The organism is Ornithinibacillus californiensis (genome assembly GCF_001038485.1).
Classification (GTDB): Bacteria; Bacillota; Bacilli; order Bacillales; family Amphibacillaceae; genus Ornithinibacillus; species Ornithinibacillus californiensis.
Genome location: NZ_LDUE01000005.1, coordinates 62,303 through 86,910 on the forward strand (window position 1 = coordinate 62,303; position 24,608 = coordinate 86,910).

Below are 24,608 nucleotides of genomic sequence, written 5' to 3' on the forward strand. Positions count from 1 at the left end.
TAAAACAGGAGGATTTTTCATGAACAAGAAACGCTGGTTTGCGCTACTTGCCGCAGTCGTATTATTTGTCCTTTCATCAGGATTTCAACTCATGACGAGTGTTGCAAGTACTAACTTTGAGCAACTATTTGCTTTTCCAGAGAGCAAGTTTCAAGAAGAGGTCATCGAGGAAGGTGCTAATGGTAAAATAGTTGTTTTACATTTAGATGGTGTAATTCAAGATACTGCTCCTAGTTCACTTCTAAATACAACTTCGTATAACCATAGAACATTTCTAGAAATGATAGAGGAAGCTGGTAGTGATCCTAGTGTAGATGGGATTATTCTACGAGTGAATACACCAGGTGGTGGTGTGGTAGAAAGTGCCGAAATCCACGATAAAATTATTGCAGTTCAAGAAGAATATGAAAAGCCTATATACGTATCAATGGGTAATACTGCTGCATCAGGTGGGTATTATATTTCTGCTCCGGCTGACAAAATCGTTGCTCACCCAGCTACACTAACCGGCTCGATTGGTGTTATTATGCAGGGGTATGATTTATCTGGCTTAGCGGATAATTTAGGCATTGAAGTCAACACAATCAAAAGTGGTGAGTACAAAGACATCATGTCTACTTTCCGTGAAATGACGGATGAAGAGCGTGAACTTCTTCAAACGATGATTGATGATATGTATGCTGAATTTGTCCAAGTTATCGTAGATGGACGAGGAATGGCTGAAGGGAAAGTTCGCGAGCTAGCCGATGGCAGAGTTTATACTGGTAATCAGGCCAAAGAAAATGGACTAGTCGATGAGCTTGGTACATTAGAAGATACCATTGCTATGTTGAAAGAAGACTTAGAGTTAGCTAATGCCCAAGTAGTGAAATATAATAACTCCCTTGGATTTGAACAATTTTTAGGGATGTCTGTCCAGAGTATATTTGGTAAAGACGATGAATTAGTGAATATGCTAGAGATTGTTCAGGAGTCCAATACACCTAGAGCAATGTATCTATATTCCAATTAAGGAGGGCCAAATATGAGTGAGACAAGTGTGGGTTATGAGAATGCTACCCCTGTTTCCGAACAGCGCTATGCCGGATTTTGGATGAGATTTTGGGCATATGTGATTGATATTGTGGTTATCTCCAGTTTGAATGGTATTTTGCTTTCACCGTTCAAATTTGTGAATGATGGCATTGCGATAAGCGTTGGATTATGGACAGTTACAGGGATAGTAGGTTCGATTGTGTTTTTTGCTTACTTCTTATTGATGACCAAGTTCTTTGGGCAAACTTTAGGAAAAATGATCCTCGGCATTCGAGTCATTCGTGAAGATGAGCAACCACTAAGATGGAGCGACATACTGTTCAGAGAAGTGGTGGGCAGGTTTATTTATCGTGTATTTTCCTTTCTAATGCTTCTGTACATCGTCGTTGGGTTTACAGATCAGAAGCAAGGGTTACATGATATGTTTAGTAATACGAGGGTGGTATTTGATAAGTAATACAGAGGTTATCTTAGAATCTTCTTTGTAGTGAAACATAATTAGTATAATGAATAGAATGTTGAATCTTGAATAGGATTTAGCATTCTTTTTTATATGAAGTCGTATTCTTTATAGTGTATTAAGTCTATATAGTAATCCATAATCAGTTTGTTATAATAATTAAATGAACTATACAAGAAGGAGAGTCTTTATGAATGTAAAACTTATAAAATGGGTTATATTTATTTCTATATTTGTATTCTTCCTTATTATGTTCTATATAGAAGTTTCACTTTATTCTCTTTTACCATCAGAAGAAGGTGGAATGAGTTTTTGGATGGAATTAAAATTTGTTTGGTACCGTTCCATATGGTTTTATGGGATGATTATGATTAGTACGTTATTCCTTTACACGAATTTAAGGAAAGGTACCTCGGCTGTTGATGAAGACTTGTTCGGTCGAAATTAGGCGAATAACATGAAGTTTTGTAGAGTATATTGCCTTGCTGAATTATCTGAATTAAAATAATAGATAGAATTTTATATACATAACAGTCATCAAATTATTTGGAGGGGTTGTTAGGGATGAACACTGATTCAAATGTACTTGATGGACTTGAACAAATGTTAGAACGTGCTAGGAGAAATACACTGGGAGATTTATTGGCAAGAACAAGGGAGAGAGCACCGGAGAAATTTGCCCTTGCCTATCGTGATAGGCGGTTAAACTATGAAGAGTTGGATGGTTTAGTGAACCAAACCGCACATGCTTTTCGGGTAAGAGGGATGAAAAAGGGTGATATGATAACGGTCATGTCTAAGAATAGCTTAGACTTTGTTATTGTGAACTTTGCTCTTGCAAGGATTGGCGCAGTCATGATACCAATCAACTATATGCTGACTAAGGATGATGTTGCATTTATTTTGAGGCATGCTAGAGCCTGTGGATTAATAGCTTCAGAAGAATATGCACCGGTACTCGAACAGGCTTCTTATGGCCTGGATATTAATTTTCGATTTATTATGGATATCGATGAAGGAGATCTATTGGACGGAAGATTAGAGGAATGGACTCCTTTACGTGACATCCGTGATGAACAACCAACGGATTTTGTGGATGCGGATTTGTCCGATGATGACTTAGCTCATGTGCTATACACAAGTGGAACGGAATCTAGACCAAAAGGTGTAATGCTGACGCATAAAAGCATTATAAATGAGTATGTGAGCTGCATTGTCGACGGAAATATGGCAGAAGGAGATGTGCTGATTCATGCCTTACCAATGTATCATAGTGCACAACTCCATTGCTTCTTGGGACCTAGTATATATCTAGGTTCTAGTGGAATCATTTTAGATGGAGCAAGCCCCGAGGTTATTTTAAGTACCATAGAAAAAGAGGGGGCTACACAACTATTCTGTCCTCCGACGGTATGGATTGCGTTACTAAGACATCCTGAGTTTGACTCAAGAGATTTATCAACTTTAGAAAAGTGTTATTATGGTGCAGCAATTATGCCTCGGGAAATCTTAAAAGAATTGTCTGTACGTCTGCCAAATGCTCGTTTCTGGAATTTTTATGGGCAAACCGAGGTGGCTCCATTGGCAACTTCTTTGCAACCAGAGGATCAGTTGCGTAAGCTTGGTTCGGCGGGGAAACCTTCCTTGAATATGCAGACTCGAATTGTAGACGAAAATGACCAAGAGGTTCCACGTGGTGAAATCGGTGAAATTGTTCACCGCACCCCACATGCCATGAAGGGCTATTTACATGACCCTGAAAAAACTGCCGAAGCTTTTCGTGGCGGTTGGTTCCATAGTGGGGACCTCGGGGTAATGGATGAAGAGGGCTTTATTACTATTGTTGATCGGAAGAAAGATATGATTAATACAGGTGGTGTCAATGTTTCCAGTCGTGAAGTTGAGGAAACGATTTATCAGTTGGAAGGAGTTTCTGAAGTAGCAGTTATTGGAATACCGGATAAGTATTGGATAGAGGCTGTAACAGCAATTATTGTTCCGAAAGAGGATGCCGATATAACGGAAGATGTAGTTGTTGAATATTGTCGGGAGAAACTATCTAAATTTAAAGTACCTAAGTATGTAGCATTTGCGGACTCCCTTCCGAAGAACCCAAGTGGAAAAGTGTTGAAACGAGAGTTACGTGATGAGTATGAAGGATTAGGTGAGGAATAAATATTGGATGGAGCATGGTCGTTGGCTGTGCTCTTTTTTATGTTGTTGGACATGAGCCCAAATCAAAGAACATGTGCCCAAACCAGATAGACATGCACCCGAACGAAAGTACATGAGCCAGAACCAGATAGACATGAGCCCGAACCAAAGTACATGAACCCAAACCAGTTAACATGAACCTAACTAACTTCCGTGCTTTACTCTACCTAAAATTCCTAATTTCAACAGGATAAATACATCCATTTTTGAAATACTACCTAATGGAGGTGTATCTATCATGCCAGAAAAAAGTGATAACTGGAGTAAAAAGCGTGTTACATCAAGTGTTAATCCACAGGGTTTAACGGAAGAAAAGGCAAATCACCGACCTAAGTCTGTGTTGGAAGATCGGGCTAAAAAGAAGAATACAAAGATTTAACTAAGTGGGTGAGTACAATCGACCGTACATTACAGTATTTACGTGAGTCATTATCGAATTATGACGATGACAAGTTGAGTATGTCTATTTATAAAAAGCTCAAAAACAAAACATACCAAAATGAAAGAGAATTTGTTGAGGATCTAGATGATAAAGAAATGCAGTACTTAAACCAAATACTTGAACGAGAGATTAATTATGCGGAAAATGTTCAAGATGACACGCGTGTCCAACAGTTGCGAGAAGTATATGAATTAATCTTTTAAACATACTAGGATTATTAGCTCATTTTCCATAACTGGATGACATTGACATTGATATTTGATAGTGAACATAGTAATATAAGATTACAAGCTACGATGTACGTATTTTACTAAGTTTTAACCTCTAAATAGATAATAGGGAGTTTTACATTGAGACTCTAATGTCGAGCCGTCATTGCGTAGCGGAAGGCAAGAAGGTTTCTGCAAACACCCACTTTGTGAAGTGGTGGTTTAAAACTTTTTATTACAAATACGGCATTTGTGGCTGCTGATTATTAAAATGAGACGACCAGTTTCCTACGGGAGACTGGTCATTTTTGATTTGGTATGATTTTTACTTCCCTAGGTAGAACTCCTTCTGTTATCCACTGTTCTACTATCGTATTAAAATAAGCAGGGTTAGCTATGGAGATACCATGACCAATCTTCGGAATAATGATTCCGGTACTATTAGGGTTAGCGTGGACTAAATCCATTGCTGATTTCTTCATGATGTTCTTTTCCTTTTCCCCAACGGTGACGAGAATCTTTGTTTTAGCTGCGTTATACCGACTAGGAATTGCAAATGACATGTTCTCTTTCATTACTTTCATAAATGTCTCTAATGTAGTTTCTGTAGTTTCCTTGTAGTACATGTCAAATTGCTGATCGTTAATATATAACACTTTTGCCTGAAGTTTTGCGAACGAACGCATCTTCACTAGTGGAAATGATAATTTAAATAGAGGTGTAAGCAATTTCGCTCCAAGGTTCATTGGTTTTGTTAAAGCGCTATTTATTATTGCAAAATCAATGAGTTCGGTTTGCATACTTAAAATCTGTACAAGAACTTGTGCACCTAATGAAAATCCAATCACAATTACAGGTCTACCTTTTTTTCTCTCATCAATTAATTGGATGACTTTTTCTGCCGTTGAACGTATCGAAAATAGTTCATTTCTACTAGAACCATGACCAGGTAAATCTGGAACGATGCAGTGATAAGTTGAGATAAAATACTTAACCTGTTCATCCCACATCCAACTACTAACTCCTCCACCATGTAGAAAAACCATAAGTGCTGCATTTTCTTTTTTGTATGCTATATAGTTCAAATGGTTGCCTACCTTTCATTTGTTTTCTATATAAATTCTATCATAATAAGGTATAACTAAATGTTAATGAATTGTATTATTTTTTAATATTATAATTTTTGTAAAAGAACAGTTATGATTAAGAAATAAGGGAGGGGTTTAGATGGGATTTAAATTTGAACAGTTCGATCATGTGCAGTTAGCTTGTCCTAAAGGTGGAGAGAATCAGGCAAGAGCATTTTATCAAGAACTCCTAGGGTTTCATGAGGTCGAAAAACCGGAAAACTTAAAGAAACGGGGGGGAGTTTGGTTCTCAGACGGTGTTATCCATATCCATATTGGAGTAGAAGATGTATTTCTACCTGCTAAAAAAGCTCACCCTGCATTTCGAGTGAAAAATATTGAAAGCTTGAAGATATATCTAGACTCGAAAAAAGCAGAATATCACGTTGATAATAATTTACCAGGTGCGAATCGGTTTTATATGGATGACCCTTTTGGAAACCGTATAGAGTTCTTAGAATGGCTCTAAGTTATAATGGGATTTCTCCAAAATATTAGGGAGAAATCCCTACTTCATGGTAAAATTGTTAGAAAAGTAAATCTACTGATTGCAACCAGGGGGAAGTTCGTTGAAGAGAAAAATTAGAATAATATTTGGAAGTATTATTGGGATAGTAGTTATTGGTTTATTAGTTGCAGGTAATTATTTTTATAGTGAAGGCATTAAACGCGGTACGGAAGTGGAGTTACATAGTGAACCAGAAAGTGCGAACGCAGTAGCAAGTGAGACAGCCTTAACGATACTAGAGGAAGCGGAAAAGTGGTATGCCGATCAAGAACAAGAAATTCTTGAAATCACCTCATACGATGATTTGCTGTTGAAGGCGGGATTTTTAGAAAATGAGTTAAATTCAGGCAAGGTAGTCATTCTTGCACATGGCTATCGCGGTGACCGGAATCATATGGATGACTTAGTAAAGTTCTATTATGATCAAGGTTTTGATGTGCTAATGCCTGATTCACGTGGTCATGGTGAAAGTGAAGGAGATTATATTGGCTATGGATGGCATGATCGAAAGGACTATGTAAAATGGATTGATTTACTAATCGAACAGCATGGTGCGGAGCAAATTTTACTACACGGAAACTCGATGGGTGCTTCACTTGTGCTGATGACTAGTGGGGAAGAATTACCTAGTGAAGTAAAAGGAATTATTGCGGATAGTGGGTATACGACGGTGAAAGAAGAATTAAGACATCAACTAAAGCACCTCTATCATCTACCTGCATTTCCAATTTTAGATATAACTAGTGTAATTACGAAAGTTCGTGCGGGGTACTTCTTTGGAGAAGCCTCGGCTATTGAACAGGTTAAGAACAATACGCGTCCATTATTTATTATTCATGGTGATGCCGATGAGTTAGTTCCTACAGAAATGGCTTATGAGTTATACGAAGCAGCAGGTGGGGAAAAGGAGCTTTGGATTGTACCTAATGCAGGACATACGAAAGCATACTCCATTGCAACGGAGGAATTTCAAACACGATTACAGCAATTTATTGATCAAACAATTCAGTAGTCACTCGTCACATCCGAGGAATAATTATAGTAAGAATATATATCGTCGGAGTCTTTGACAATGCGAATATAATTGTATGGATTAGTCGGGAGAATGTTATGAAGAAAACAGCAGTATTATTATATCCACAATTTAGTGAGTATGAGTTAAGTGTAGCTTTATTGATACTGATGCAAGGCAATAAGCCAATTGTTACAGTCGGCTTAAATGACCAGCCAATTAAAGGGGAATCAGGATTAACTTGTTTCCCAGACACTACCATTCATGATGTGTGCAAGCATGAGATTGATAGTCTATTAATACCAGGATGTATGGACATAGGAACACTGATACATGAACAAGATCTCTTTAATTTTATAAAATATGTTGGAACAGAGCAAACGATTATCGCAAGCATTTCCAGTTCACCATACTTACTTGCTAGAGCTGGTTTGTTAAAGGGGAGAAAGTATACTGTTGGGCTACCTTTTGAGAAATTGGGTGAAATAGGAGTCTTTGAAACGGAAAATTACTCTGAGAGAGTCGTCGTTCAAGATGGTAATATTATTACTGCACGAGGAAGTGGATTTATCCGATTTGGAGTATGTTTAGGGAAAGCTTTAAAGCTGGATTTTGATGAAAATTGGTATCTTGAAGATTAGCATTATGTGAATACATCTATAATATTTATTATATCATGATAAGCACCTTTTAATTTAGAGTTCATCTAAATTATTGGGTGCTTTTATATTGGATAACTTTACCAATATAGAATATTATTCTTCCTAAATCTTACAATAATGTACACTGATTAGCAGAAATTTAGAGAAATTAAAGTATTTATCAGTATTGTGGAGTATTTATAAGTAATACATATGTTCAGTTTGTTTAATATTATCTGTACGTACTAAATAGAAAATAATCATTGTATGTGCTGTTTGAGTGAAACCCGAAAAAGAATTAAACTTTAAGAAGGTTTTGTTATTATAGGCTTTCTAATTATATATTATTACCGTTTATCTAACTGGTATAGAAAACGTAAAGACAACTTTAGAAAGAGCTACATGAAGTAGCAAAAGAAACTGAAGGAGTGTATTACATGTTTAAATGGAAAAAGTTAGGGATTATCGCGGGTGTCTCTTTATCCCTTTTCATAGCTGGTTGTGGACAAGATGAGGATCAAAGCGTTAGTGAACAAATGGATTTCACAATTACTGGTCTTGAGCCCGGTGCTGGTCAAACAGAACTGAATAACCAGGCCATAGAAGAGTATGAAAGTCTAGCTGGATGGGAACAACAAACATCGTCTACAGGAGCTATGTTATCCGCTTTAGATAAAGCTTATAAAAATGAAGAGCCCATCATGATTACGGCTTGGTCTCCTCATTATATGTTTGCTAAATGGGATCTAAAGTATCTAGAAGATCCTATAGGTGTCTTTGGACAGGAGCAACATGCTGCTACAATTATAAAAAAAGGCGTTGAAGATGAGTTACCAAATGCATACACAATTCTTGACCGCTTCAACTTTGAAGTGCCGGAAATAGAAGCTGCTTTATTTACTGCTAATGAAGAAGGCTTAGAAATTGCTGAGGTAGCACAGCAATGGGTGGATGATAATCCAGAAGCCGTTGCATCATGGACAGAAGGAGTAGATCCAGTAGATGGTAAGCCAATAGAATTAGTAGCGACGCCATGGGATGATATGTTATTCACAGGTAACGTTGCTAGAATTGTATTGGAACAACAAGGATTTGATGTGACATTTACGCCACTAGATCCTGCTGTTTTATTTGAATCAATTTCCAATGGGGAAGCTGATGCTACACTTTCTCCATGGGTGCCTACCACACATGGTCATTTATATGAAGAATATGAAGGTGAATTTGTAGATTTAGGACCAAACTTTGAAGGTGCTAAGATTGGGCTAGCGGTGCCGACATATATGGAAGAAGATTCTCTGGAAGATTTTGAACCTGCAGAGTAAGATTATATTAGCAAAAAAATGTTCCCCTTTATTTTAAGGGGAGCATTTTTTTCATACATATGCCCATGGGATCGTAGCAATATTACGAGTGAAAAATCTCCTAGTCTACTAAATAAGTAACTCGATACCATCTGTCCTTCCACCGTTTCTTTCTTAAGCGCTCCGTATATATTTTTAATCGTTCTTCAGAGACATTAAAGAATGGTGTTGGACGAACCGTTAAGTTTAATACATCTTCTAGACCATGAGGTGATGTCAAAAGGAGGTTTCCATCTTCGTTTAACTTAACCCCTAATGCCGTAACTGTCTCGGGGAATTTGGAAATGGCATCGACTGTGCTAGTGTATGGCTCCAACTTATTAATGAGATGCATTCGTGCTTCGTTTTTTACGGACCAAGGAACAGCTGGAAGTAACTGTTGAAGCCTTCGTTCGTGTTCCTTCTCTATTGATTCATCTAAATTGGAAGAATCAAAATAAACAACATCCACATCATCAATTGGGGTTGGTTGTTCAAAGCCGTGTAACACATCCCAAATTTTTGAACGAACAAATCCAGCACAAATCCACCAGTCTTCTAGTTCGAGAGTTTGGGCAGCATGAATTATATTCATCATTTTTTCATCCGATTGGATTGCCTGCAATATATCTTGTTCATTTCTAAGCAATTTTGGTACTCACCTTCCTTTATTTATCAATCAAAAGTATCTTACAACAAAAATACAAATAGGCGTCAATATTATGTATTACTTTAGACCTTTTTTAGAGTAATAATTTTCCAACTTCATAGTCTTATCTTCATATCCAGTTCATATATATCAAAAAAAGGAGGTAGACTTATGGGGAATGTATTAATTAAAATCTCGGTCATTTACTTTATGATTGGCGTGCTGTTAGGGCTGTATATGTCGATCGCGCATAATTATGCGCTAACGGGAGTGCATGTACATATTAATTTGTTGGGATGGATGTCACTTGTGGTTGCTGGTATTATCTATAAATTATACCCAAACCTAGAACAAACGGCAGCAGCCAAGATCCACTTTTGGCTACATAACTTAGGATTGCCAGTGATGATGGGTGGGCTAACTCTATTAATCTTAGGTAATCCAGGAGTTGTTGTTGCAGTTTCCATTGGTAGTATCGTAGTCGTAATAGGGATTGCGTCTTTCGTCTTTAATGTCTTAGTGAATTTGAAATAATAAAAGGCTGTCGGAAGAAAGAGTTAATCTCTTTCTGAGACAGCCTTTATATTAAATTGCTTAAGTTCTCGAACAACGCGTGAAATTGGCAATCCAACAACATTGTAATAGTCACCATTGATTTTCTTTACAAGGGTTGCACCTTTACTTTGAATTCCGTATGCCCCAGCTTTATCATATACGTCTCCGGTTGCAATATAATCGTTTATATCATCATCTGACAGCGGCCAAAACTCAACCAAGGTCTTTTCAACCAAGGAAACTTCCTTCTCTTTGGAGCATATCGTGACACCAGTATACACCTCATGTACGTCACCGCTTAAATTGGAAAGCATGTCGAAAGCCTCTTCGCTAGTAACTGGTTTTCCATAAATCTGCCCTTTATAGGCAACGACAGTATCTGCCGTTAGTATAACTTCATTCATAGCATTAAACGGAACATGTTTTGCTTTATAAATCGATAATTCCAAGGCAGTTTGAGCGGGATCGTCTGCAATTATGACTGATTCATCTACATCCTGTTTTCGTATTGAAAATGGGATATTTGCCAGTTCTAATAGTTCTCGTCGTCTAGGTGAAGTGGATGCGAGTATTAATATTGGTTTCATAAAAGCCCCCCAAATTATATAGACATAATTCATTCTTTAGAGAAGTATACTTGATTGAAGATAAAAATGAAATAGAGGCGAAATATAAATTCTTCTATACATTATGGGGATTATTTGATATTTTAATATGTATATACATAAATTGTCGTAAAAGGGGGAATTATGGTGCAACAGGAAACTAACGGTAAGGCAATTGCTGCATTGGTGTTGGGAATTTTATCACTTATTATACCTTATATTGGACTTATTCTTGGGATTATTGGACTTGTCTTAGCTAGTAGTAGTTTGAAAGAGATAGCAGTAACTGGTCAAGGTGGTAGAGGACTAGCGATTGCTGGTAGAGTAACGAGTATTATTGGAGTAGCATTGTATGGAATACTACTTATCATCATTATCATAAGTTTAGTAGCATATTCAACCATTGGTTACTATTAAAAAAAGGAGAGATTTCTATATATGGAATCTCTCCTTTTTTATAGTCTTTTTATATTATTCCCTATTCATATCGGTTTTCTTATAGCTGACCACACTTCTTCTCTTGAGCAGTTTATTTTGTAAATAGTTTTTTGTAATGGTCAACAGACCAATATTATTTTGATTGTGCATGATTTTGCCGTTTACTGAAGACAAATAGTTAATGTCTTCATACCAAGAAAGTATCTTTTTCTTATCCTCTGTAACCTTACCGATAGTTAGGTTTTTCTCCTTGTCATAATACCGAGTAATGGTCTTCCTTTTTCTAGTGAATGAATTAAAAGCAACCACTAACTTTAATAGCTGCCCCCAGATACCAGAAAAACTCATATTGTGAATAGGGCTACTCGTGAATTGGTGGAGTGTGAGTTGTTTCTTTCGTTGTATATATAGATTGGATCTGACAGAATTGGCATAATGAACGTCACCTGATAGGATGATGCATGGATTAGGATTCCATTTCATTAAATGTTGAATGAGAATATTAAAACCTTTTGCATTATACTTCCATGCTTCAAAGTCTAGTGCATAGCGAACAGGGAGTCCAATAGCCCTTAATGGATAGACAAAGCGATTAAGAAATGATTCTATAATACCTATTCCATAAACTGGAGTTGGCGAAACAATGATTAAAGGATTTTTTGATTTCCAATTACTATTAACCAACGTTTGTGTTACTATATTCCAACCATTATTACCAATTAATTGTGGAGCTGTTTTTCCTTCATGAAGTATAGATCCGACTCGTAGTGGTTTTGGGTGATAATCAAATTCTCTCATCGTTCTAATATCAAGGAATATTGCTTGCGGTGTTGTTGGCGTCATAAAACACCATGACCTAATAGTTGGGAGATAATCGGTCCATTGATCTGTAAAGCAAGAATATTTTATATGATAGTGAAATTGGGAAGAAAAGTTGGTAAGTTTGGGTTTCATAGCGACCGGATCATTACCCCACCCCTGGAACAGCCAGTAGGCAGATAAGGCGTTCGTAACGACATGTTTTCCTAGCTTGGATTGATAAACATTATCCATCCATTCCTGTGAAATATTCCAATCATCTGTAATATCATGATCATCAAATATCATATAAGTGGGGGTATTGGCTAATACTCTGCGCATGGCTGGTAAAGATGGAATGAAATTGGTTATCTCTTTTACTTGATCTTCGTAGCGCTTCTTTAGTTTTTTTATTTCTTTCCGATGCTTTCTTTTTCTTTTCTTGGAATAAAAAAGATAATATGCCCCACTTTCTATTAACTCTTCGAAGGAAGGAAAGGGGTTGCTAGCATTCTCCCAAAGGGCAGGACCTAAGGTCATTAAGTACATGGTTACATATTCTTGAAATCGAATTAGATGATTGCTTGCATGATGGGAGGTGAACTTTGCGAAATTCTCCATGACGAATTGACGGCCATTAAGCTGCTCAATACTGTTCCTAAAAGGAGACATTTGTAGGCGTGGTTCGATATTTTGGAGCTGCTTCTGTTTTTCACCAATAATCTCATGAGCTAAAGTTGTTAATTTATAAAATAAAGGGTCTGCGACATCGTCTGCATATATCTGGTCTCCCATTAAGAACAAGCCATTTGGCCTTTCTTGGAGATTTGTTGCATGCTGATTAATATAGTCATCAGATTCCCCAATAACACTTTCATTTTTCCCGTGCGGCTTTCGACACGAGCCATACAAAATGGTTGAAGGTGTTTCATCTTGAATGAGGAACGTTGGATATTCAAGTTCACCATACGTAATATGATGAGGGTTATCCTTGTTTAATAAGTCGAGATCAGCAAAATTGAACTGTTCATATCTAGTGGAAAAGCTAACGTTATATGCAATGAAGCAGTCTAGAGGAAATTGACTTCTTGAAGGAGAAATATGAAGTAAATACGTATAACAATGTTTTCCAACTTGAATCATATTAGATTCGGTAAAAGTTTCAATAGGTATATAGTTATAGTTTTTCGTTTCTTCTTCAATTTGTACTTCATAAAATAATGCATCAGGTTGTACATACTTACTCGTTGTAAGCCATATATATACGTTGTTTGCATCGACACGCCTTACGATAGGACCTGCTAAAAGAAATGGTATTGTTTCTATATGCTTACACCTCCTTAGTAAAATAGTCTATTCGATTAAGCTAATAATGATTGGTTTTCCGCCTAAGCATATGTATTTGTTTAAAATACAGAATATTTCCTATATAATTTGAATTATTATAAAAGGAGGGATTCGATGAATCGTCCTACAGTGATATTGAACATTTTCTCATCAGTAGATGGGAAAACAACAACTGCTAGAGGTCGTAATGTGACAGAGTGGACCGCAGCGGAAATAGATGGAGAGGCACATGAACTAACAAACCGTCTGTATGATGAATTAGACTGTGATGGTTTAATTTCAGGAAGTGAGACGTTAATGGTTTTTGGTGACCATTGGGTAGAACTAGACAAGCCACTTTATGAACCCCAAAAATCGCGCGCTTATATTGTATTTGATGGACGAGGAAGAATTAATTGGTACCAGACGGAAGGCTTACTAGTTGTTACGAAGGAAAATATTTCAAAAGAGTACCTAGAGCAGCTTGAAGATAAGGGTATCTCCTATATTCAAGCCGGTAGTGGAGAACATATTAATCTAGCTCTTGCCTTAGAAAAGTTATTTGATATGGGCTTTAGAAAATTAGGATTAAGTGGAGGAGCAGGAATCAATGGTGCGTTTTTACGTCAGGGATTGATTGACGAGATAAGCTTGACGCTAGCACCTCTAGCCATCGGTGGATCGGATACCCCATCCATATTTGACGGTGAGGAAATAAAACGTCTGGAGGATGTAGTAAAACTAGAATTACTTGATGTGAAGAAGACAGAAGGTGGCAGTGTATGGCTTCATTATCTGGTGAAAGAATAGGGGGATACTAATGACAAAGGTTTTATTTTTTGCTTATCCATTGTATGCTGATTTTGAAATTGCTCATACATTATTTTTTTTGAGAAAGCTTGGAAAGGCTTCTGTTACAACTGCAACGATAGATGGCGAACCAGTGGAAAGTCTTGGAGGAATCCAAACAATGGCAGGGATAGAGATTGCTGATGCGAATCCAAATGATTATGACATCGTTTTAATTTCTGGTGGCGATGGGTTTGCAGAAGTTTTAGAGGATACTCGTATACAACAATTTCTTCAACAAGCTAATTCCCTCAACAAGCCGATTTCCTCCATATGTGCTTCAGCAACTTTACTAGGCAAGGCTGGTTTGCTAAAGGGAAAAGAATTCACATGTACACCAAATACATATGACAGTTTTAAGCATGTTTTCGAAGGGGCAGAATATACTGGAAATCGGGTAGAGATTCAAGGGAATATAATTACTGCAAAAGGGACTGCATTTCCAGAGTTTACTTTAGCTGTAATCGATCAGCTAAAGCTTTGGAAAAATGAAGAACAGCGTAATGGTGCACTTTTATTTTGTAAAGGAGAAGTATAGTCATTGACAGAAAGAATAATCGGTCTACCTCCAGTCATCACAGAACAGTCTAAAGTATTAATTTTAGGTTCGATGCCTAGTGTGCTCTCGTTGGAAAACAAAGAGTATTACGGAAACCCACGAAATCATTTTTGGCATATTTTATCTGGAGTTCTTGAACAACAACCTGTAGAAAACTATGAGGATAAAATTGATATACTAAAAAAGCATAACATTGCGCTTTGGGATACGATTGGATCTTGTATTCGAGATGGTAGCCTAGATTCTTCCATTCGGGAGGAAGTAACAAATGATCTACCAGCCTTATTGAGTAGCTATCCATCCTTGCAATTAATTGCTTGTAATGGGACGAAGTCATATCAAACGCTGAATAAATACTTTTCATCTGAGGATTTGTCTAACCTACCAGTAATTAAACTACCTTCTTCAAGTCCTATTCCTGGACGGTACAATAAGACATTGGAAGAAAAAATAGAAGTATGGAAAGAAATATTAACATATTTATAGTTAAAATTTGTATTTTTCAAAAAAGTGTTGTGTGAGGCATATCCCATTCTGTATAATTGACTTTGGGAGTGTCGTGGTTTAAGAGGGGCGAGTCGTAAGGTGCAACTTACGACTCGGACAATTGCGTAGGCTGCGGCGACTTCCTTTCTTGGTGAAAAAGGTAATTATCCTGATTCTTTATGAGAGACAGGGTGATTACTTTTTCCCACGGGTGTTCACAACTAACAATACAAGCGTTGAGAACATCAACATTAGCTCAATGGTCTTGTCAATTGGAATCACAAGCTTCAGCCCCTTTCCTGGGGATTTTTTTCGAAGCCGCCGGTAACTCCAATTTTCAATTTTGTCTCCACCTACAGTATTGTCCCCATCATTATACTACAAATGAAGGGGTCTCGTATCGGAATTATTGCGAAATGGTAAAATATTCTTAGTATTTAATTTATTACTGTAAAATACCTATCTAATGCGGTTTTAGAGGATATTTGTCGTTTGGGGACTATGTACCTAAAGGTAGAAAATGCAATTAAATAGGTAACAGAAAATGGTAACACTTGATGTGTTTTATAGCTAATTGTGAATGGTTACACAATGTTTGATGGAGGGAGTGAATATGATGAAGAAGGTTGTATTAGCTGGTGGAACAGGTTTTATTGGGACATACTTCGAAAAACGCTTTAAGGAACTCGGATTTAATGTACTAATTATATCGAGACAAGATAAACATATTCATTGGAATGACAGGCGAGGTATAGTTGATGCATTAGAGGGTGCTGAACTTTTAGTTAATCTTGCAGGAAAATCGATAAACTGTCGATATAACGAGAAAAATAAGCAAGCAATTATGGAATCAAGGATTACAACTACTAACATTCTAGGAGAATGTATCCAAAGATGTGAGAATCAACCTAAGGTTTGGATGAATTCGAGTACAGTTACAATATATCGTGACTCTGTAGATGCTCCGATGACAGAGGAACATGGAGAAATTGGTACAGGATTTTCAGTGGATGTTGCATCCCGCTGGGAACAGGAAATGTTTCGGTTTGACTTGCCGAACACAAGACAAATCGCTCTTCGTATAGCGATCGTGTTAGGAAAAGATGGTGGTGCAATTATGCCACTGCGAAATCTTGTAAGGTTTGGACTTGGTGGAAAACAAGGCAATGGGGAGCAAAAAGTTAGCTGGATACATATTGAAGATTTATTTCAAAGCGTCCTATTTCTTAGCCAAAGAACAGACTTAGATGGAGTAATTAATTGTTCAGCTCCTAATCCAGTAAGTAACAAGGAGTTTATGGCGACTTTGAGAAAAGTGATGGGAAGAAAAATGGGACTACCCGCACCTAAAATGATTTTGGAGCTTGGAGCATTTGTCATCCGAACGGAATCTGAATTAGTACTAAAAAGTAGGTGGGTCCTCCCAGAAAAATTAGAACAATCCGGTTTTAAATTTGAATATGAAACATTAGAAAATACGTTGCAAGATATAATGTAGGCGTGGAATAACCCACGCCCTATTCCTATCGTATTTCAATATGCTTACTACGATCATCTTTATACTTCCGGTAAAAACTCACCATAGGCTCCAAAGTGTCCTTAAGATCTGGACAACTAATCCCAGATTCTCTTAAATCCTCAACAGCTTGACTACAATCATACGAAGAATGAATCATAAAGTAATCCATCGCTTCAGCCTCTGCTCCTAGCCACCTTCTAATTGGTTTAATACGTAATGCCCCTTTTGCAACCGTAAGTGGTATCCTAACTTTTGGTGTCCGATTTAAGTAGCTTTCAGAGAGCAATTTTTGTAGCTCCCACATTTTGTATGGCTTCGGGTCGGTTAGATGATATGTTTTACCTTCCCCAACAGGAGCGATTGCTAGATAGCTAGTTGCTTTTAGCACATAGTCAGACGGTACAAAATTTCCTTCAGCCGTTCCTTTCCCGAAATAAGGAAGGATGGGTAGGAACCGTAAAGCGTCTAACACATTCAACATAAAGTATAACCCATCGAACTTAATGGTTTCCCCAGTTTGAGAATGTCCCTTTACGACACCAGGTCTAATAATCGTTGTTGGGATATCCTTCATCACATCCTGTACTAGAAGTTCTGCTAGATACTTCGTATGTTCGTAGTGGTTGCGAAACTCCTGACCTTTCTTCAATTCACTTTCATAGATTTTTCCTTCGCGTTTACCAGATACATAGGCCGTGCTGTAATATATATAGCGCTTTAAGTTTTGTAGATTTTCTAGCCACTTGTTCAGATTTTCTGTTCCATTGACATTCACTTTATAGGCAATATCCTTTGGTACAGCTAAATCATAAATTGCCGCAAGATGGAATACATGGGTTACTTTTCCCTTGATTGTATCCATTACGCCTGAGGCAAGTCCTAAATCATCCTTGGTAATATCTCCTGTCGTTATCGTAAATTGTTCAATGGAAAGTTTCCCGTTGTTTACAATTGTTTGAAGCGTGTCCTTAGCTACTACTTCTTCTGTTGGTAAAACTAATAGATAGATATGTTCAATGCTTCGGTGGTGGTCCTCCATTAATTGCTTGATTAAGCTAGATGCCAGAAAGCCAGGAAAACCAGTAATAAAAAATGAATAATTCACTATAATTCCCCCTATCTCTTATAAATTCGTTAGTATTCTAGAAAAAACCTCTATTCCTATTAGAAAAAATTTACAATATTATAAAAGAATCCTATGATAAAATAATATTTAATAATATATAAATTATACAGCTAGGAAAGTAGGGTGCTATGAAATACTTTTGGGTAAGGTTTAGTGTATTTGTCATACTATGGACCTATATGATTATTCGGTATAGTGAGAATATAGGGGGGAGTATTTTAATTCTTGCAGGTGCGATGGGGATCTTTTTCTTTCTATCCTTAAAGAAAGTTCCAGTTTACTTGTACATAATGTTGACATGCTTGATTGTAATGCATGGTTTAGTTCTTACTGAGGAGAACCTGTTTACAATTATTCTATTATTTTATGTATCTATGATTGCGTCTTTACGACTGCACGGGAATGTATTGAGAGTTTATATTGCTTCGAATCTCTTGATTTCTATAGTAATTAGCTATGTGCAATCAGATAATATCGCAGCTGTCCTCATTACTACCGTATTTTTATATTTTTTAATCTTAACGATAAATCAATATCAGATGACATTAGTAGAGCAGCGAGATCTTTATGAACAACTACTTGGCGAATATCGAAAACAAAAGCGAGTCAATTTACTCGCAGAACAAAATGCTCGGGTAGAAGAACGTAACCGTATTGCACGTGATATTCATGATTCTGTCGGGCATAGACTAACAGCACTAATTATGAAACTGGAAATGCTAGCGATACAAACAAGTAACGATGATTACCGAGAGTTGAAGAAGATGGCGGAGGATAGTTTAGGGGAAACGCGACAAGCAGTAAAAGCATTGCAAGCAGAAGAAAGCGAAGGAATTGCTACCGTCGTGAATCTTATTAGAAAGCTAGAAGCAGAAAGCCAAATTGTTGTTCAGTTTACAATTCAACAAGGTGTGCTTACCGTTCCGTTATCGAATGAACATAGTGTTGTTTTGTACCGAGTGATCCAAGAGGCGCTTACGAATACAATGCGACACGGTCGTTCAAGAGAAGTGCGTGTTGTTTTAGGGAAGTCGGCTATAGGAGATGTTACCTTTGAAATAACCAATTCGATTCATCACCATCAGCCGATAGAATTTGGCTTTGGCTTAACGAATATGAGAAAAAGAGTAGAAGAAGTGAAAGGCCGACTAGATGTCTATCAAAAAGACAATCTATTTTACGTTAGTGGTGTTATTCCGGCACAGTAGGGGGAAAAGATATGTGGCGTGTATTGTTAGTAGAAGATCAAGCTATCGTGAGACAAGGATTAAAAGTGATTTTAGAACAGGATGAGAATATTAAGGTTACGCATGAAGCAGAAAATGGTGCAGAGGCAATTGAGGTGTTACAAAAGTGTGCTATTGATTTTATCATGATGGATGTAAGGATGCCCGTCATGAACGGGATCGAGGCTACTCGAATCATCAAGAGAGATTGGCCGAATGTAAAGATTTTAATTCTTACTACTTTTAATGATGATGAGTATGCGGTTCAGGCATTACGAGAGGGAGCAAATGGCTTTTTATTGAAAACAGCGGATTCAGCAAAATTAATTGAAGCAGTGTACAGCTGCATGCAAGGTGGATTAACATTACATGATGAAGTTGCAGCAAAAGTCATGCCGAAACTACTTCAGAATCGGCAGAAAGAAACAATAACCGTAGATTTATCTCCACGGGAATTATCAATTACGAAGCTTGTAGGAGAGGGGAAAACCAATAAAGAAATTGCGAGTGAACTTTTCTTATCAATTGGTACTGTAAAAAATCATATAACCCAAATTCTACATAAGACAGGACTTCGTGATCGTACCCAGCTAGCAATATATGCAGTGAAACATGACATATAGAGGGACTGACCCCTTTCATCTAGGGCTAAGTTTGGGATATCAATCCTTTATAATAGAGATAAGGAACCGAAATGAAGAAGGTGTCTAGATGATTGATATTATGCTAGAAGAATTTCCGTTTACATCGCTTTGGAACTCAGGGATATTTCTTTTCCTAGCGTTTGCTGCTGTTATTTATTTATTTTTACTTCCACAAGAATAGAATCATCCCTTATGGAAAACACTAGTCTTTTTCCTTGGTTTGATTCAATAAGTTGAAAATCAGTAAGTAAAAAAAGCTCTCCCAAACTGGGGGAGCTTTTTTGATGGAACATATGACTTAAGTCATATGTTAGATGAGCTTTCTAATGACTTCAGATAGTATTTCTAATCTAGGAGTTGTTGTACGCTAGTATTAGGAGGGGAATCGGATGATTGAATTGGTTAATTTAACAAAGGAATATAAAAACGTGAAAGCAGTAAAGAACTTAAGTATGTTTATTGAAAGAGGAGAGATTGTTGGTTTATTAGGGCCGAATGGAGCAGGCAAGTCAACTGCAATTTCTATGCTTTCATCCTTAGTAGAGCCAACGAGTGGTGATGTTCGGTTCGAGAATAGTAGTATTATAAAAAATCCTAGTAAATTCAGGAAGATAGTAGGGATAGTGCCACAAGAAATCGCTTTATATGAAGATCTAACTGCTGAGGAGAATCTTCATTTTTTTGGGAGAATCTATCACCTGCGGGGAGCAAAGTTAAAACAAAAGGTAGAAGAGGTCCTGGAGCAAATCGGACTTTCTGATCGCCGTAAGGATGTCGTTAAAAAGTTTTCAGGTGGTATGAAGCGTCGGCTAAATATTGGTGTAGCGATGTTACATGACCCTGAAATGATTATTATGGATGAACCGACAGTAGGCATTGACCCCCAGTCACGGAATTATATCTTGGAAACAGTGAAACGTTTGAATGAAGAAAGAAATATGACTGTACTGTATACGAGTCATTATATGGAGGAAGTTGAGTTTCTATGTGACCGAATCTATATCATGGATAAAGGAGATCTAATTGCTTCCGGTACAAAAGAAGAAATTAAAAAAATCCTATCATCAGAAAATACGATTGCTATTAAGGCGGATCGTTTCAATAAGGAATTTCTTGATGCATTACAAAATCATCCTTCAGTTAATCGAATTACTATTGGGGAGAGAGAGGTACTTATTATTGTACCGAGAGCAGTTAACATGTTCTCAGAAGTGATTAAGATTGCGGAAGAGTATGGAATTGAATTGGTTTCTGTCGATAATAAAGCCCCTACGTTAGAAGACGTTTTCTTGCATCTAACAGGTAGAGCGTTAAGGGATTAGGGGGGATACAATGGTTTGGAATATTATTAAAAAGCAAGGTTTACTATTTTTGAGAAACCCTCAAGAACTACTGTTATTACTAGCACTACCAATGATCTTAATAACCATATTATCAACGGCATTAGGTGGATTGATAAATGGAGGAAGTTCTCCTATTTCGATTAACGTTGCTTTCATAGAACATGGAGATGAGCAGAGAGAAGTTGAGAAGTTCTTACGTGACATAGAAGAACAACTTCCACCACAAGCAGTGGAGGAGGTACGTGCCAATATAGAGCAAATGCTACCGATAACGATAATTAAAGAATCGATATTTGGAAATGAAGAGATTAGTGAGTTTATTGAAGTGGACTATCTCAACGTTTCGAAACGTGAAGATGTATTAAATAATGATGAGTATACGACCTTAATTGAGGTACCAGAAAATTTCACATATGATACCCTAACAAACTTAGTGTTTGATTCGGGTAAGGTACCAAGCCTCATTTTAATGCAGAATGAGGGACAGCAGGTTGGAACTGGGGTTATTAATAACTTGTTAACACAATTTCAAGAGCAGCTAACCTTAGGAGAATTTCTCGGAAAAAATCAAATTGACATGGATAATCTACAGCTAACCAGCGATGTAAAAGGTGAGATTGTTACGATTAATGAACAGGAACCAGTTTCTTCGAAGGCTTATTATACGCTCGGTATGGTATTAATGAATGTATTATTCCTAGCAGGTGCAATCGGTTCTTATGCTTTTCATGAGAAACAAATACACGTGTTTGACAGAATTATGATTGCTAATGTATCGAGATGGAGTTACTTTATTGGCGTATTATTATCTGGAACAATATTTGCGTTTATCCAGTGCCTAATTATTTTTGGTTTCTCTCGTGTTGTATTTGGAGTCACTTGGCCTGATCTTACGGCATTTTTTCTAATTACATTAGCATTTTCGTTATCGGTTGGCGGTATAGCGGTACTATTAGTTGCAATTAGTTACCGAATAAATACGGAAACAATAACTAACTTTTTCACTAGTATAATCGTTACTCTTTTTGCAGTATTAGGTGGCAGCTTTGCACCGATAGGAGATTATTCAAAGGTTATTCAGTTTTTAGGAAATCTAACTCCAAACGGAGCGAGTATGACTGCATATCTCACTATTCTACGTGGTGAGGAACTGTTGAAAATAGGAAATGAAATTCTTTATCTCATTGGTTTTGCAGCAGCTGCAGTAGTAATCGCAGTACTTTGTTTCCCTAAAAGGAGGTTATCTCAATGATTGGAATTTTACTCGCCAAATTCAAACAATTTATCCGTAGTCCTTGGACATTTGTTATCTTCACAGGGATGTCTATTGTAATGGCTTTAATCTTTGGAGGCTCGACGGGACCTACTAACTTAAAGATTCCAACTTATACAGAGCAGGGTGTAGATAACTCCATTAAGGATATTCTTGAAGTAGAAGAGACTATGGAATTTTCCTATATGACGGAAGAAGAGGTGCGAGAAAGGGTCTCCACTGGGAAGGCAGAACTAGGAGTAATCCTAAAGGAAGATAGTTATCAACTCGTAGTTGGAGTAGATTCCTTTAATGCTGGACTGGTTGAACAAGCAATAGCGTCAGCTTATATGGAACGGAACTTAGAGCAACAAATATTAGAGGTAAGTGGTCTTACTAGTACGACAGAGCAGGAAGCATTTATAGAAGATATGAAGGAAGAACTTAGCTCACCTGTATTTGATTTAGATTCGAAAAGCTTCCGTGGAGAGGGAGCGTTTGTCTATAATAGCAATTTACAACATGTATTTGGCTTCTCTCTATTCTTTGTCATCTATACGATAGCCTACAATGTATTGCCGATATTGATAGAGAAAAGAGGCGGTATCTGGGACCGGATGATATTGTCACCAATTAAAAAGTGGGAAATGTATGTTGCCAATTTGATTTATAGCTTTGTAACAGGTTATATCCAAGTTGTTGTTACTTTCCTTGTTTTTCGTTACTTAGTTGGTATAGATTTCAATGGCCGTTTTGTAGAAACATTACTATTATTGGTACCATATGTATTTGCTATTGTATCACTAGCTATCTTAATTACAGCTATTGCAAAAACAGTCCAGCAATTTAATGCAATTTTACCAATTGTTGCTGTATCGATGGCGATGATCGGTGGAGCTTATTGGCCCATTGAGATTGTTTATTCTGAAATCCTCTTAATGATAGCTAAAATAGACCCACTATATTACGGAATGCAAATGTTAACGGGAGCAACTGTTTACGGTCATCCTTTCCAAGAGATATTCGTCCCGTTAAGTGTATTAGTCCTGATGGGCGTTGTTATGACAGGAATTGGAATTCATCTTATGGAAAGACGACATGTATAAATGTTAAAGGACTGATTACCTATGTGATCAGTCCTCTTCATGTTATTACAAATATCTACCAATGAAATTGTGTGAAAATTTCTAGTATAATAGTATTATAGACAACAAGAAGTGCACCTAGGGGGAAGAAAAGTGAAGAGAAAGATAGTAAAAACATTTTCAGCACTCATTATAGTTTTAGTTTTAATCGACGTCATTGCTAGTTTTTACTTTTACGACCTTGCTATTAGCCGGGGACAAAAGGATTTCCTTAGTGGGAATAAAGACTTAGAAGTGTCAGCCGAAACAATGAACGTATTACTAGAAGGAGGCTGGCGTGATTGGGTGGCTAATCAGGAATTCGAATCTATTGAGATGACTTCTAGAGATGGCTTACTTCTACAAGGGTACTTTCTTGAAGCGAAAGAGCCGACTAATAAGCTTGTCATAGCTGCACATGGCTACCTTGGTCGTGGTAGTGATATGGGGCTTTATGGACAGTATTATTATGAGGAACTAGGATACCATTTCTTTACTGCTGACTCCCGAGGGCATGGTAGGAGTGAAGGGGATTACTATGGATTTGGCTGGCCAGATCGTTTGGATTATGTTGATTGGATAAATTTGATAGTAGATAAGTTAGGTCCGGATACGGAGATTATTCTTCACGGGCTTTCTATGGGAGCTGGGACGGTGTTAATGACGTCAGGGGAAGAACTACCTGATAATGTAAAGGTGGTCATAGCCGACAGTCCATATACGAGTGTTCATGATTTATTCTCCTATCAGATTGATAGAATGTTCAATTTACCTGCATTCCCTTTTATTCATTCTACTAGCTTAGTAACAAAAGCAAAAGCAGGGTATTCCTTTACAGAGGCTTCGGCATTAAAACAGGTGAAAAAAGCAGAGATTCCAATATTGTACATTACGGGTAATGGAGATACATTTGTCCCAACTGAAATGGCCCATGAGCTTTATGAAAACACAAGAAGCAAAGCAGAGATTGTGACATTTGATGGAGCAAATCATGGCGAGTCATTTGTAATGGATGAAGAGAAGTATATTCGAGTGTTGAATGAGTTTTTAGATAATAATTTTGTAGATTAATAAGAAAGGATTGCTGTACTCAGTTAGTACAACAATCCTTTTTTGTG

27 protein-coding genes and 1 other RNA gene are annotated in these 24,608 nt (G+C 37.2%); 23 read left to right on the forward strand and 5 right to left on the reverse strand.

The window, feature by feature from the left end:
• The first annotated feature begins 19 nt into the window (after positions 1 to 19).
• The 7 genes from sppA (at position 20) to ssrS (ending at position 4,623) form a co-directional block, all read left to right on the forward strand.
• Positions 20 to 1,012, forward strand: coding sequence for a signal peptide peptidase SppA (sppA, locus tag TE34_RS00380; protein ID WP_047982836.1), 993 nt, complete (start codon positions 20 to 22; stop codon positions 1,010 to 1,012).
• 12 nt (positions 1,013 to 1,024) lie between these two features.
• The gene (locus TE34_RS00385) at positions 1,025 to 1,492 is read left to right on the forward strand and encodes an RDD family protein (RefSeq protein WP_047982837.1); all 468 of its coding nucleotides are present in this window, start codon (positions 1,025 to 1,027) and stop codon (positions 1,490 to 1,492) included.
• A 193-nt stretch (positions 1,493 to 1,685) separates the two neighbouring features.
• Positions 1,686 to 1,943: a hypothetical protein gene (locus tag TE34_RS00390; protein ID WP_047982838.1), complete on the forward strand. Its 258-nt coding sequence runs from the start codon at positions 1,686 to 1,688 to the stop codon at positions 1,941 to 1,943.
• 116 nt (positions 1,944 to 2,059) lie between these two features.
• Positions 2,060 to 3,670, forward strand: coding sequence for a fatty acyl-CoA synthetase (locus TE34_RS00395; protein ID WP_236687081.1), 1,611 nt, complete (start codon positions 2,060 to 2,062; stop codon positions 3,668 to 3,670).
• A gap of 277 nt (positions 3,671 to 3,947) precedes the next feature.
• Complete coding sequence (sspL, locus tag TE34_RS20375) at positions 3,948 to 4,088, forward strand: small, acid-soluble spore protein L (RefSeq protein ID WP_064971716.1); 141 nt, start codon at positions 3,948 to 3,950, stop codon at positions 4,086 to 4,088.
• Between the two features lie 17 nt (positions 4,089 to 4,105).
• The gene (locus TE34_RS00400; protein WP_047982915.1) at positions 4,106 to 4,354 is read left to right on the forward strand and encodes a sporulation protein; all 249 of its coding nucleotides are present in this window, start codon (positions 4,106 to 4,108) and stop codon (positions 4,352 to 4,354) included.
• Between the two features lie 82 nt (positions 4,355 to 4,436).
• Positions 4,437 to 4,623: non-coding RNA, 6S RNA (gene ssrS, locus TE34_RS20380), on the forward strand.
• Between the two features lie 39 nt (positions 4,624 to 4,662).
• On the opposite strand, the gene TE34_RS00405 is transcribed toward ssrS, so the two are convergent.
• Positions 4,663 to 5,445, reverse strand: coding sequence for an alpha/beta fold hydrolase (locus TE34_RS00405; protein WP_269083137.1), 783 nt, complete (start codon positions 5,443 to 5,445; stop codon positions 4,663 to 4,665).
• 142 nt (positions 5,446 to 5,587) lie between these two features.
• On the opposite strand from TE34_RS00405, the gene TE34_RS00410 reads away from it, so the two are divergent.
• The 4 genes from TE34_RS00410 (at position 5,588) to TE34_RS00425 (ending at position 8,973) form a co-directional block, all read left to right on the forward strand.
• Positions 5,588 to 5,956: a VOC family protein gene (locus TE34_RS00410; protein WP_047982839.1), complete on the forward strand. Its 369-nt coding sequence runs from the start codon at positions 5,588 to 5,590 to the stop codon at positions 5,954 to 5,956.
• 100 nt (positions 5,957 to 6,056) lie between these two features.
• Positions 6,057 to 7,007 carry an alpha/beta hydrolase gene (locus TE34_RS00415; protein WP_047982840.1) on the forward strand — a complete coding sequence of 317 codons (951 nt, stop codon included), beginning with the start codon at positions 6,057 to 6,059 and terminating at the stop codon, positions 7,005 to 7,007.
• 98 nt (positions 7,008 to 7,105) lie between these two features.
• Positions 7,106 to 7,648 (forward strand): DJ-1/PfpI family protein, encoded by a 543-nt coding sequence (locus TE34_RS00420; protein WP_047982841.1) that lies wholly within the window; start codon positions 7,106 to 7,108, stop codon positions 7,646 to 7,648.
• A gap of 437 nt (positions 7,649 to 8,085) precedes the next feature.
• Positions 8,086 to 8,973: a glycine betaine ABC transporter substrate-binding protein gene (locus tag TE34_RS00425; protein ID WP_047982842.1), complete on the forward strand. Its 888-nt coding sequence runs from the start codon at positions 8,086 to 8,088 to the stop codon at positions 8,971 to 8,973.
• A gap of 100 nt (positions 8,974 to 9,073) precedes the next feature.
• Here TE34_RS00425 and TE34_RS00430 read toward each other — a convergent pair whose 3' ends face one another.
• A complete protein-coding gene (locus tag TE34_RS00430) occupies positions 9,074 to 9,640 on the reverse strand; it encodes a nucleotidyltransferase family protein (RefSeq protein WP_236687082.1) in 567 nt (188 codons plus the stop codon).
• Positions 9,641 to 9,811: 171 nt separating this feature from the next.
• Here TE34_RS00430 and TE34_RS00435 point away from each other — a divergent pair, with 171 nt between their 5' ends.
• A complete protein-coding gene (locus tag TE34_RS00435; RefSeq protein ID WP_047982843.1) occupies positions 9,812 to 10,174 on the forward strand; it encodes a cytochrome-c oxidase in 363 nt (120 codons plus the stop codon).
• Between the two features lie 23 nt (positions 10,175 to 10,197).
• On the opposite strand, the gene TE34_RS00440 is transcribed toward TE34_RS00435, so the two are convergent.
• Entirely contained in the window at positions 10,198 to 10,782 is a 585-nt protein-coding gene (locus TE34_RS00440; RefSeq protein WP_047982844.1) for a Maf family protein, read from the reverse strand.
• Between the two features lie 165 nt (positions 10,783 to 10,947).
• Between TE34_RS00440 and TE34_RS00445 the strand changes: the two genes are divergently transcribed.
• Positions 10,948 to 11,217, forward strand: coding sequence for a DUF4190 domain-containing protein (locus TE34_RS00445; RefSeq protein ID WP_407944343.1), 270 nt, complete (start codon positions 10,948 to 10,950; stop codon positions 11,215 to 11,217).
• A gap of 54 nt (positions 11,218 to 11,271) precedes the next feature.
• On the opposite strand, the gene TE34_RS00450 is transcribed toward TE34_RS00445, so the two are convergent.
• Complete coding sequence (locus TE34_RS00450) at positions 11,272 to 13,179, reverse strand: metallophosphoesterase family protein (RefSeq protein WP_053074919.1); 1,908 nt, start codon at positions 13,177 to 13,179, stop codon at positions 11,272 to 11,274.
• A 318-nt stretch (positions 13,180 to 13,497) separates the two neighbouring features.
• On the opposite strand from TE34_RS00450, the gene TE34_RS00455 reads away from it, so the two are divergent.
• The 4 genes from TE34_RS00455 (at position 13,498) to TE34_RS00470 (ending at position 16,754) form a co-directional block, all read left to right on the forward strand.
• Complete coding sequence (locus tag TE34_RS00455; RefSeq protein WP_053074920.1) at positions 13,498 to 14,172, forward strand: RibD family protein; 675 nt, start codon at positions 13,498 to 13,500, stop codon at positions 14,170 to 14,172.
• Positions 14,173 to 14,182: 10 nt separating this feature from the next.
• The gene (locus TE34_RS00460; protein WP_047982847.1) at positions 14,183 to 14,749 is read left to right on the forward strand and encodes a DJ-1/PfpI family protein; all 567 of its coding nucleotides are present in this window, start codon (positions 14,183 to 14,185) and stop codon (positions 14,747 to 14,749) included.
• A 3-nt stretch (positions 14,750 to 14,752) separates the two neighbouring features.
• Positions 14,753 to 15,256 (forward strand): DNA-deoxyinosine glycosylase, encoded by a 504-nt coding sequence (locus tag TE34_RS00465; protein ID WP_047982848.1) that lies wholly within the window; start codon positions 14,753 to 14,755, stop codon positions 15,254 to 15,256.
• 613 nt (positions 15,257 to 15,869) lie between these two features.
• Complete coding sequence (locus TE34_RS00470) at positions 15,870 to 16,754, forward strand: TIGR01777 family oxidoreductase (protein ID WP_047982849.1); 885 nt, start codon at positions 15,870 to 15,872, stop codon at positions 16,752 to 16,754.
• A gap of 25 nt (positions 16,755 to 16,779) precedes the next feature.
• Here the strand turns inward: TE34_RS00470 and TE34_RS00475 are convergent, their stop codons facing one another.
• Positions 16,780 to 17,880 carry an SDR family oxidoreductase gene (locus TE34_RS00475; RefSeq protein WP_047982850.1) on the reverse strand — a complete coding sequence of 367 codons (1,101 nt, stop codon included), beginning with the start codon at positions 17,878 to 17,880 and terminating at the stop codon, positions 16,780 to 16,782.
• 149 nt (positions 17,881 to 18,029) lie between these two features.
• Here TE34_RS00475 and TE34_RS00480 point away from each other — a divergent pair, with 149 nt between their 5' ends.
• From TE34_RS00480 to TE34_RS00505, 6 genes are all read left to right on the forward strand, one after another.
• Positions 18,030 to 19,109: a sensor histidine kinase gene (locus tag TE34_RS00480; RefSeq protein ID WP_047982851.1), complete on the forward strand. Its 1,080-nt coding sequence runs from the start codon at positions 18,030 to 18,032 to the stop codon at positions 19,107 to 19,109.
• Between the two features lie 11 nt (positions 19,110 to 19,120).
• A complete protein-coding gene (locus TE34_RS00485) occupies positions 19,121 to 19,750 on the forward strand; it encodes a response regulator transcription factor (protein ID WP_047982852.1) in 630 nt (209 codons plus the stop codon).
• A 410-nt stretch (positions 19,751 to 20,160) separates the two neighbouring features.
• Positions 20,161 to 21,093 carry an ABC transporter ATP-binding protein gene (locus TE34_RS00490; protein ID WP_047982853.1) on the forward strand — a complete coding sequence of 311 codons (933 nt, stop codon included), beginning with the start codon at positions 20,161 to 20,163 and terminating at the stop codon, positions 21,091 to 21,093.
• 10 nt (positions 21,094 to 21,103) lie between these two features.
• Positions 21,104 to 22,366, forward strand: coding sequence for an ABC transporter permease (locus tag TE34_RS00495; protein ID WP_047982854.1), 1,263 nt, complete (start codon positions 21,104 to 21,106; stop codon positions 22,364 to 22,366).
• The gene (locus tag TE34_RS00500; RefSeq protein ID WP_047982855.1) at positions 22,363 to 23,472 is read left to right on the forward strand and encodes an ABC transporter permease; all 1,110 of its coding nucleotides are present in this window, start codon (positions 22,363 to 22,365) and stop codon (positions 23,470 to 23,472) included. Before TE34_RS00495 ends, TE34_RS00500 begins: the two co-directional genes overlap by 4 nt.
• Positions 23,473 to 23,604: 132 nt before the next feature.
• The gene (locus TE34_RS00505; RefSeq protein ID WP_047982856.1) at positions 23,605 to 24,561 is read left to right on the forward strand and encodes an alpha/beta hydrolase; all 957 of its coding nucleotides are present in this window, start codon (positions 23,605 to 23,607) and stop codon (positions 24,559 to 24,561) included.
• The last annotated feature ends 47 nt before the right edge of the window (positions 24,562 to 24,608 follow it).